3 protein-coding genes are annotated in these 10,196 nt (G+C 57.8%); 2 read left to right on the top strand and 1 reads right to left on the bottom strand.

The window, feature by feature from the left end; all coding sequences use genetic code 11:
• Positions 1 to 176: 176 nt before the first annotated feature.
• Positions 177 to 2,489, bottom strand: a complete 2,313-nt coding sequence (locus AACY02_RS21485; protein WP_339433670.1) for a YgiQ family radical SAM protein — start codon at positions 2,487 to 2,489, stop codon at positions 177 to 179.
• Positions 2,490 to 2,677: 188 nt separating this feature from the next.
• On the opposite strand from AACY02_RS21485, the gene AACY02_RS21480 reads away from it, so the two are divergent.
• Together AACY02_RS21480 and AACY02_RS21475 are read left to right on the top strand one after the other, a co-directional pair.
• Complete coding sequence (locus AACY02_RS21480) at positions 2,678 to 5,401, top strand: hypothetical protein (RefSeq protein ID WP_339433669.1); 2,724 nt, start codon at positions 2,678 to 2,680, stop codon at positions 5,399 to 5,401.
• 52 nt (positions 5,402 to 5,453) lie between these two features.
• Positions 5,454 to 10,175, top strand: coding sequence for an NEL-type E3 ubiquitin ligase domain-containing protein (locus AACY02_RS21475; protein ID WP_339433668.1), 4,722 nt, complete (start codon positions 5,454 to 5,456; stop codon positions 10,173 to 10,175).
• Positions 10,176 to 10,196: the final 21 nt, after the last annotated feature.

The following is a 10,196-nucleotide window of genomic DNA, read 5'->3' as shown; positions in this document are numbered from 1 at the left end:
ACCCTTGCCTCTGGCTAACACTTCCCCTTGCCGGGTGTGTAGAGGACTTTCACCTCCAAGTCACCAGCGAGGCCACCACAGCCAAGCTGGTTGCGCTTACGCGCAACGCGCCATGCCTGGCGCACAATGCAAAACGCCAACCCGAAGGTTGGCGTTCTGTTGAGCTAAAAAGCGACTTAGCGTGGCACCACCGGTTTGCGCGCCGGTTTCGGCCCTTTGCCCTTGGCCGCGTCCTTGCGCTCCTTGGCGGCCTGCTGGTTGCGGGCGAACGCCGCCGCCTTGGCCTGTTCACGCTTGTCCCACGGATTACCACCATCACTGGCACGCGGTGGCAGACCGGTGTGCTGGGTGAGAATCTTGGTGGTTTTCTCTTTGCCCTCTTTCGCCACTTTATGGCTGCCAGCCGGCGTCGAGTTCTTGCGACGGGCGCTCTGGTAGCTGTCGGTGGACGGCTGATGCAGCGGGATCAGTTGATCCTTGCCCGGTCCGATCAGATCGCCACGGCCCATGCGGGTCAGCGCTTCACGCAGCATCGGCCAGCCTTTCGGGTCGTGGTAACGCAAGAACGCCTTGTGCAGACGACGCTGCTCTTCGCTCTTGACGATGGTCACGCCGTCGCTCTTGTAAGTGACCTTGCGCAGCGGGTTCTTGCCCGAGTGGTACATCGCGGTGGCGGTGGCCATCGGTGACGGGTAGAACGCCTGCACCTGGTCAGCGCGGAAGCCGTTGCCCTTGAGCCACAGGGCCAGGTTCATCATGTCTTCGTCGGTGGTGCCCGGGTGCGCAGCGATGAAGTACGGAATCAGGTACTGCTCTTTCCCGGCTTCCTTGGTGTACTTCTCGAACATGCGCTTGAACTTGTCATAGCTGCCGATGCCCGGTTTCATCATCTGGTTGAGCGGACCTTCCTCGGTGTGTTCCGGGGCGATCTTCAGGTAACCACCGACGTGGTGGGTCACCAGCTCTTTGACGTACTCCGGCGACTCGACCGCGAGGTCATAACGCAGGCCGGAAGCAATCAGAATCTTCTTCACACCCGGCAACGCACGGGCACTGCGGTACAGCTGAATCAGCGACGAGTGGTCGGTGTTCAGGTTCGGGCAGATGCCCGGGAACACACAGGACGGCTTGCGGCACGCGGATTCGATTTCCGGCGTTTTGCAGGCGATGCGGTACATGTTCGCGGTCGGGCCGCCGAGGTCGGAAATGACACCGGTGAAACCTGGCACCTTGTCGCGGATCTCTTCGATTTCGCGAATGATCGACTCTTCGGAACGGTTCTGGATGATCCGGCCTTCGTGCTCGGTGATCGAGCAGAAGGTGCAGCCACCGAAGCAGCCACGCATGATGTTCACCGAGAAACGGATCATGTCGTAGGCCGGGATTTTCTCCTTGCCGTACGCCGGGTGCGGAACGCGCGCGTAAGGCATGCCGAACACGTAGTCCATTTCCTCAGTGGTCATCGGAATCGGCGGCGGGTTGAACCAGACGTCGACTTCGCCATGTTTCTGCACCAGCGCACGGGCGTTACCCGGGTTGGTTTCCAGGTGCAGCACGCGGTTGGCGTGGGCATAAAGCACGGCATCACCACGAACCTTTTCAACCGACGGCAGGCGGATCACGGTCTTGTCGCGGGTCATGCGCGGGCTGGCCAGGATCTGCACGACCTTGGCTTCCTGCGGATCTTCGACCGGGCCCTTTTCCTGCTCGATGGCGCAGGCCTGGGTGTCCTGGGTATTCACGTACGGGTTGATGATCTTGTCGACCTTGCCCGGACGGTCGATGCGTGTGGAATCGACTTCGTACCAGTCTTTCGGCGTATCGCGACGAATGAACGCGGTGCCGCGCACGTCGGTGATGTCTTCGATCTTGTGACCGTAGGACAGGCGCTGCGCGACTTCAACGATGGCTCGCTCGGCGTTGCCGTACAGCAGGATGTCGGCGCTGGCGTCGATCAGGATCGAGTTGCGCACGCGATCCTGCCAGTAATCGTAGTGAGCGATACGGCGCAGGGAGGCTTCAATGCCGCCGAGCACGATCGGCACATGTTTGTACGCCTCTTTGCAGCGCTGGCTGTAAACCAGGCTGGCGCGATCCGGACGTTTGCCAGCCATGCCGCCCGGGGTGTAGGCGTCGTCGGAACGGATCTTTTTGTCCGCGGTGTAGCGGTTGATCATCGAATCCATGTTGCCGGCCGCGACCCCGAAGAACAGGTTCGGCTCGCCGAGCTTCATGAAGTCGTCTTTGGACTGCCAGTTCGGCTGCGCAATGATCCCGACGCGAAAGCCCTGAGACTCCAGCAGCCGGCCAATGATTGCCATGCCAAACGACGGGTGATCGACGTAGGCATCTCCCGTAACAATGATGATGTCGCACGAATCCCAGCCAAGCTGATCCATCTCCTCCCTGCTCATTGGCAGGAATGGCGCTGGCCCGAAACATTCGGCCCAATATTTTGGATAGTCAAATAACGGCTTGGCTGCTTGCATGTCGACGACCGGTGTTGAGATGAAAAATCGCGGGCGCGGAATATAGCACAAAATTTGACCAATTCCGACGGCAATGGTCGGTTGTTAATCTCAGCCCCCTCTTCTGTGCTTCAAGCAGAAAAGGCTACGGCGGCTTTCGACCCGCCAGACACTGGCAATGATGCCAAACGCCAGTCAGGCGCCCATGGATGGGTGCTGCCGACAGCTCCACCGCCACCTGCGCAATCATGCAAACCGGCACGATGCCAAATAAAACAAGCCCTTGCGCGAAAGCCGGAGGGCATTTTTCAAGGATGAAAAACATGGCAGGAAAACCACCTCGTAATGGCCCCCACTTGAATGTGGATGTCCATATCAGACCGAATCGACGAACGGACATCGACGCACCGCATCCTGACGCTGCGGGCCGCAAAGTCTTCGATCCATGGATCGCTGTCGACCCTGCGAAGCCGCCGGCCAGACTGCCGGGCGATACAGACCTTGACGCAATACTACCGGCCCCTGCCGTCATGATTCATCTGACGCCGTCTCCCATTGCAGCGCCTTCCGTCATCCATCAGCCGCTGAAGAACTACTGGCTCAAAGCCGTGAAAGGGTTACCGGCTGCCAACAGCGAAGGTTTCAGGGTTTACAACAAACGCCGGTATGTCGACGTGCCCGATGGCGGTACCGTTCTTGTCGCAGTGGATCCGGACACCGGACTGTATCGGGCGCGACTTTCGAGCGAATTGCTTCCCTCCGGTCCGGTATTGCTGCGCGACACCGACAGCGACCTCTGGCATCCGCTCAATGACGTTGACTCAAGCAGGCTCCCACTGACGCAGGCAAGGCTGAACGCTTTTCGCTCGGATCTGGATTTCAGCGGTGTCGAGCCTGGCAGTGACGGCCTGTTTCGCCACGACGGCAAGCTCTATGTGGTCATCGACAGCCACGCGTATCAGGTCATGCAGGACCTTGACGCGTCCACGCCGACTCAAAAGGTGTGGCGCATTGTTAACCCCAAGGATCCCGTTGCCTCCGATAGCGCGAACATCTACCGCGCCAGTCGCAGTGGCGAAACCCGGGCGATCATTCGGAGCGAGGAGAACACCTGGGTTTCCATCCTCACGGGTTTGAGGGGCGGCATGCGCCGCAATGAGGGCCTGCAAGCCAACCTGGCGCTTCTGATGCAACGTTACCAACCTTTCGCGGATGCTCACCGGGCTCTGACCGAATCATCTGAACATTACGACACACTTTGGGGCCAGGTCCGCGACTTGCCGGATGGCGCGGCCAAAACGGCGGGCCTGATCGCGCTTGAGGTACACCTGCTCAAGCACATCAAAAAACAGACGGACTTTATTCAGTCGCTCGTTGATAACAAGGATTGGCTCCCCCTCGTCAAAGCAAGCGGGGTGTTCAAGGAAGAGCTGCATACCTTCCGGATAGAACGCGTGGAATATCTCAACAGACTGATGGCCGTCATGGATCTCAGGGTCCGGCCTTCGGTGACAGATTTGAGTGCCGGAAACTGCAAGAAAACCATCAAACATCTGAACAAGAAACTGAAGTTTCTCGAAGAGCGCCAGGCGGTGATGGAGCAGATCAGAAAAGCCTCACCCGGAGCAGCCCCTCGACTCGCCGAACTACGCCTCCAGGTGCACGATACCGAGCGCATCAACTTCAACAAACTGACCCTTTACGTTCACCTGTTTGCGGACACTCCCGACCATGCGCCAAACACGACCATGCCCTCGCTCTCGGCCATCGATCTGATCACCGGAGATTTGCAAAACGCTCCGCAACGAGAGCATCCAATGGCACTGCTGTTGGCCCTTGATCAAATCAAGGGAGATAAAACCCGCTTTGAAACACTGCTGGCCGCGGAGCATCCCAACGCCGAATACATCAGGGAGATCGTTACCCTGATCGATCCCATCGAGAAAAAAATCGAAAACAAGTTGACCGAAATTCTTGACGCGTCCGAGCGAGCTCACGATCTGCCGAGCCTCGACCAAGACATTGATTTCGACTTTATCCCGCCGCAACCTATCAACGAGGCGTCAGCCCCTCCCGCGCGCGCCAGGAAAATATTCCGCACCCGTCAGCACGGCACTTACAGAGTGTTGGTCGGGGAAACGGAAACCGCACTGGACGGCACCATCACCATCAAGGTTCCCGACCTGCTGCGACCTGATTCGCCTCCCAGGCGCTACAAAAAAATAGAAGACGAATGGCTGCCCGTGCTTCCTCCGCTTATCCGAACGCCACGGCCACAACTCATTGGCGAGGCGAACCGGTTACTGGCCAGGGTCGAAGATCACGCGACCAACGCGAGAACACAAGAAGCCCAAAACACTAACCCGACAAAGATCGTCGAAGATCTGGGCAAGGAAACCGATCTGCTCAATCAACAGGCAAGGCAACTGGAAAACCACGATACAGATGTTGAAGATCGAGTGATCATCAACCTGGCCGGACAGTTGCGGGCCGCCGCCGTTTCGTTGACAGAACTAGGCCAGAAAACGCTGGTGCGGATGTACAAGAACAAAGACGTGCTGGACATCATGCGCCTGAACTATCTGCTGGATCGTAACGAGCTCAAGGCAAGCAAGATCGTTGATCGCAAACAATCGGGAAAAGGCCAGAAAAGGTCGTTTCTGGATGTTTATTCGATCAGCGACAGCGCCGATAACACGCCGTTGTGGCACGCGCATTTTCACTACGACGCCGAGAAGAGCCTGCCTCTGAGCTTCAAGGTCGATGGCGCTCATCTCAAGACGCTTGAACAAAGCAGACGAGGTATCGAGTCTCAGCGCCGAGATGAACGGGCCGGTTTGCCGCACGTCGGCATCTGGCGGCAAAGGTTCGATGGCAGAACAGCGAGCAAAATATTCGCCCTGGCAGACAGTCACGCCGCAGCCTCCGAGTAAATGCGCAAAGCCCGAACAGCAGGCTTTGATGTAGCCCCAGTACAAACAGGCAATGACGCCGAACGCTTATCAGCACGCCCTCGCGGGCGCGGATAAACACCCCATCAAGGAAGAAAGAATGTCACCAAAACCACCCGTCAGAGGCAACGCCACTGTCGATATACACCATCGCCCAGGCCCATCGCCGCAAGAAAATACGCCGCGCATCAACACTGGCGCGCCCCCCCTGCACCTGGGTGACAATCCGACGGTATCGGGCAGAAACACCGGCGGTGTCGATCTCGATGCAATCAGGCCGGCACCACAGATCACGGTTCACGAAACAACTGAAACAATGACGCTCGGTGCCACCCCCACACCCGCTGTGGAGTCGCTGGAGCATTACCGGATCAGCGCGCCGCCCACGTTGGCGGCCGCCGATGCCGAGGGTTTCAGGACATACAGGGGGCGCCGATACGTCGACGAGCCAGGGGGCGCCATCGTGCCGGTCAAGCAAGATCCGGACACGGGACTGTACCGGGCCGCCCTGGCGAAAGAGTCGAAACCAACAGGTCCGGTGATGCTGCGTGACACCGCCAGCGGCCTGTGGCACCCGCTGGAAGACTTCGAGCCCATTACCTTTGCGTTATCTTCCACACGCCTGGAGGCTTTCCGCACCGGGCTGGACTTGAGTGACGCAACACCCGATAGCAATGGCCTGCATCAGTTCGACGGCAAACTCTACGTGGTGATCGAGAATCACACGTACCAGGTACTGCACGATCCAGACGCATCAACCCCGCTGGCCACCGTAATGCGTATCGTGCGAGGCGAAGATCCTGTGTCCAGCGACAACGGCAATCTGTATGTCGCGACACGCCCGGGAAGGTCGGAGCCCATCGTTTTCGATGCCATACAAGGCTGGGTCGGGATTACGGTAGCCGGTGCCGGCGGGATGGTGCGCAGTGACGCCAACCCCACAGCATCCCTGAGCCTGCCGGAAAGACTCTCGCTGATGCTCACTCGACTGCGCAGCCCAGAGTCCCGTGCCCGAAAACTGTTCCCGGATCACACCGAGGATCAGATCAGAGACTTTATCCGCTCACTGGGCAGTGATGTCCGCGACGTCTTGACCCGTCGCGAAACCGACTACAAGACACTCAAGGCCGAACTGAAGATCTGGATCAGAAACACGTCCACCGCTTCGCCCCAGGCAACAGCAAAAGGCTGGGCGCAACAGGTCGCCAATGACATCAAGCGCTGCTGGCGCCAGCAGACAGGGGATACATTTCGACTTGAGCCGGGCGATGGAACGCTACCGGCATTAACAGCGGATTTCAGCCATATCCGGCGCCTGGATCTGGACGCCGTCACCTGGTCAGACACCGCCGATACATTCCTCAGTGGATTCTCCGGCCTGGAGCGTCTGACAGTGACCCACTCTTCGCTCGATACACTGCCCGCCGCCGTTACTCATATGCCCCACCTGAGCACACTGGATCTGAGTTCGAACCGTATTGTGCTCAATGCACAAACCGCGGCAAAACTGAGCGCACTCGGCCAACTCAAGAACCTTGATCTGTCGGACAACCCGTTGGGCAAGCCACCTGACTTCACCGGCATGAGCGAACTCAAGACCCTGAACCTGAGCAATACACAATTGGATCAGTGGCCTATCGGCTTGCAGCACCAGACCGGACTCGAACACGTCGACCTGCGCAGGAACCGGCTGACAGAAGTCCCATCGGCCATCCTTTCCCCCTCCCCTGATCAGTTCGAAGCGATCGCCCGGATCAACAGCGTCACGCTGTTTGAGGGCAACCCATTCCCTGCCGGCTACTGGAAAACGCTTGAATTGTATTGGCAACGTGTCACAGCCGATCATCCAGGGCTGGGCACCAACAGCCTGCCCGGTGCGTTCAGGCTTGACGGTGATATCCCGGAGGTCGCCAACGTACAGCGGCTGTACCCGGACAAGTCGGCACAAGAGGCCAGAGAGTTTTTTATCGGATTGGACCCTGAGACAGAAGCCAAACTGGGTCGACGCCTTCAGGAACTGGATGTACTGGAAAGCCAGCTCGATGCCTATGTCGCCGACAGTCAACCCGAGCCGTCCGCCGTCGACACGCCGGCCAAAATACAGGCGCAACGTGTCGCCCAAACCCTCAAGAACTGCTGGCTTCAGGACTCGGACGAAATACTCAAGCTGCCTTCCATCAACGCGCCACTCCCGGCCCTGAGCGTGGACTTCAGTCATGTAAAGCAACTCAGTCTCAGCGCTGTTATCTGGTCGGGCGATGCCGATACATTTCTGTCCGGTTTTCCCAATCTGGAGCGTTTGTCCATTACCCGATCCAGGATTGAAACGTTACCCGGGCAAATTGGCGCGATGGACAAATTGAACAATCTGAACCTGAGCAACAACTACCTTGCACTGGACGAGCAAAGCGCTGCAACGCTCAGCGCCATGAGTCATCTGGAGATCATCAATCTTTCTGACAACCCAACGCTCACGCTAACCCCTGACTTCAGCAAGATGTCCAAGCTGAAATACCTGATGCTGAATAACACGGGAATCAATCAATGGCCGACTGGATTGCAGGACAAGACCGGGCTGCTCATTTTTGATCTGCACAATAATCGCTTGAATGAAGTACCGCAGGCATTTATCAATCCTGCGCCTGAACAGTTGCTGACGATCGCCCGGATCAATAGAGCCGCGTCACTCGGTGGCAACCATTTCCCTGCCGATTACTGGAGAAAATTCGACGACTACTGGCGTCGAGTGAACGAGGAACACCCCGATCTGCTGACCTCTTACCATGGAGTGATATTTGATACCGACAACTCCCCGGCGCAGCGGTATCGGCGATTATTTCCAGGCAAGGACATCAAGAAGTGCAGGGAATACCTCTGGAGCTTTGAGAGTGAAACCGCGGCAGCAACGAAACTCCAAAGTCTTGAACGGGAACACCGCGTACTGAAAAGTCAGCTCGACGATTGGGTTTTTTCTGGAGGCGGCAACCGCGGGGGCTACATTCGGGCGAATCAGTTAGCGGTCAACGCGCGAACCCGTCCTGACCGTGTCGTGGCAAGTGAGCGGATTCTGAGTTGCTGGAGGGGGGAAACACCGCAAAAACATGCCAATGACGGTACACCCATCGGCCTGGAACTGAATCTCGGCGGCCTGCGCCTGCCGAGCCTGCCAGACATCGACGCGGACTTCAGTCACGTCGGCTCGCTCAAACTGAGCAACATGAATCTGAGCACCTCGCCAGAAGGTTTTCTGACCCATTTTCGCCATGTACGCTGGCTGGATCTTTCGCACAACCAATTGCGTGAATTGCCTCCAGCAGTTGGAGAAATGAATGGGCTGACTCGCCTGTTTCTGCAGAACAACCGGATTATCCTGACCGCCGACACTGCCCGCGTTCTGTCGCAGCGCACAACATTGCGAGCCTTGTGGCTACACGAAAATCCGCAACTCGGTATCACCCCGGACTTCACCCTGATAACCGACATGCGCGAGATTGATCTGGCAAACACAGGCATCAACACCTTCCCTGCCGGGCTCGCCGATCAGCCACTGCTGGGCATTGTGAATCTGAACAACAACCGGATCGAGGAAATCCCCGATGCGGTCATAACCCCGCCGGCTGAACGACTCGCCAACAGTGCGCGGGTCAATAACGTGACCAGCATCACTAACAATCCATTGTCAGCGGCCACCCGCACGCGGCTGGAACAATACAACAACCGTCTTATCGAAGCCCAGATACCGATGACTAGCCAGCGCGATCTGGTCGCTACGGCGCGCGGCCATGTCCGGGCAGTCATCCGGATTGCGGCAAATGATCCAATGACGCGCTGGACAATAGGGCTATCGGAAGATCAGGTATCAGCCAGAAGAGTCCAATGGCAAACACTGCGTGATGAACAACGCTCGGATGGTCTGTTCAATACGCTTGCACGCTTGCTCGAGGTTCCCGACGGCCACAATGAGCTTCAGCGCCGGGTCTGGAAGCTGATCGACAGCATTACCGAAAACAATCCGGCGTCCGAACGCCTGCGCAAGGAGGTATTTGATCGGGCCGGCGAAGCGGCCTGCTGTGATCGGGCAGCCTTCACGTTCGCTAATCTGGAAACCCGGGCAATGGCGCACGATGCGCGTGCCCAGGCTCAAGACGAAGCACGGGGCCCGCAATTGTCTGCGCTTTCCAAAGCGTTGTTCCGCTTGCATGAAGTCGACAAAATCGCATCGGCGGACATTGCGCAGCGTGAGGCAAGAATCATCGAAGCGAGGGGGCCTCAGAGGGGCGCGGCCGCTCCAGCGCCACACGTGTCAGAGGAAGTCGAAATCAGACTCGCCTATCGATACTTCCTGAAAGACCGGCTGCAACTGCCGGGACAACCCGAACAAATGGGATTTGCCCGGCTGGCCAATGTGTCAAAAGCGCAATTGAATGCCGCTTACAAAAAAGTCATCGCTATGGATAACTCCCCTGAAGAATTCAAGGCGTTGGTGTCGAGGGAGTTCTGGCAGGAATTCATCACTCATAAGTACCGGGCACAATTCGAAGCGCACCGCCAGACGTTCCAGGATCGACAAGCCACCCTCGACGACGCGCACGTAGCCAACACCCTTGGGTTTAACGATTACGACGCACAATCCAGGGCGCTGCAAAAATCACTGGCGACCGAGGAAGAGGCACTGATCGAGTCGTTGTCCCGACAGGAACTGAGCGAGCATCCAGCCACCAACACTGACGAGGAGGCAGACGGCACAACTGAATAACACGCAAAAAGAGGAGCGCTG

The sequence above is a fragment of the Pseudomonas sp. EA_65y_Pfl2_P78 genome (assembly GCF_963970495.1).
Lineage (GTDB): Bacteria > Pseudomonadota > Gammaproteobacteria > Pseudomonadales > Pseudomonadaceae > Aquipseudomonas > Aquipseudomonas baetica_A.
Note: the sequence above shows the minus strand (reverse complement) of the source record. Positions and strands in the feature narration are given on the sequence as shown.

Bases quoted from the DNA above. Each gene is read 5' to 3' on its own strand.
- AACY02_RS21485 (WP_339433670.1), bottom strand. From the start codon at position 2,489: ATGCAAGCAGCCAAGCCGTTATTTGACTATCCAAAATATTGGGCCGAA.
- AACY02_RS21480 (WP_339433669.1), top strand. From the start codon at position 2,678: ATGGGTGCTGCCGACAGCTCCACCGCCACCTGCGCAATCATGCAAACC.
- AACY02_RS21475 (WP_339433668.1), top strand. From the start codon at position 5,454: ATGACGCCGAACGCTTATCAGCACGCCCTCGCGGGCGCGGATAAACAC.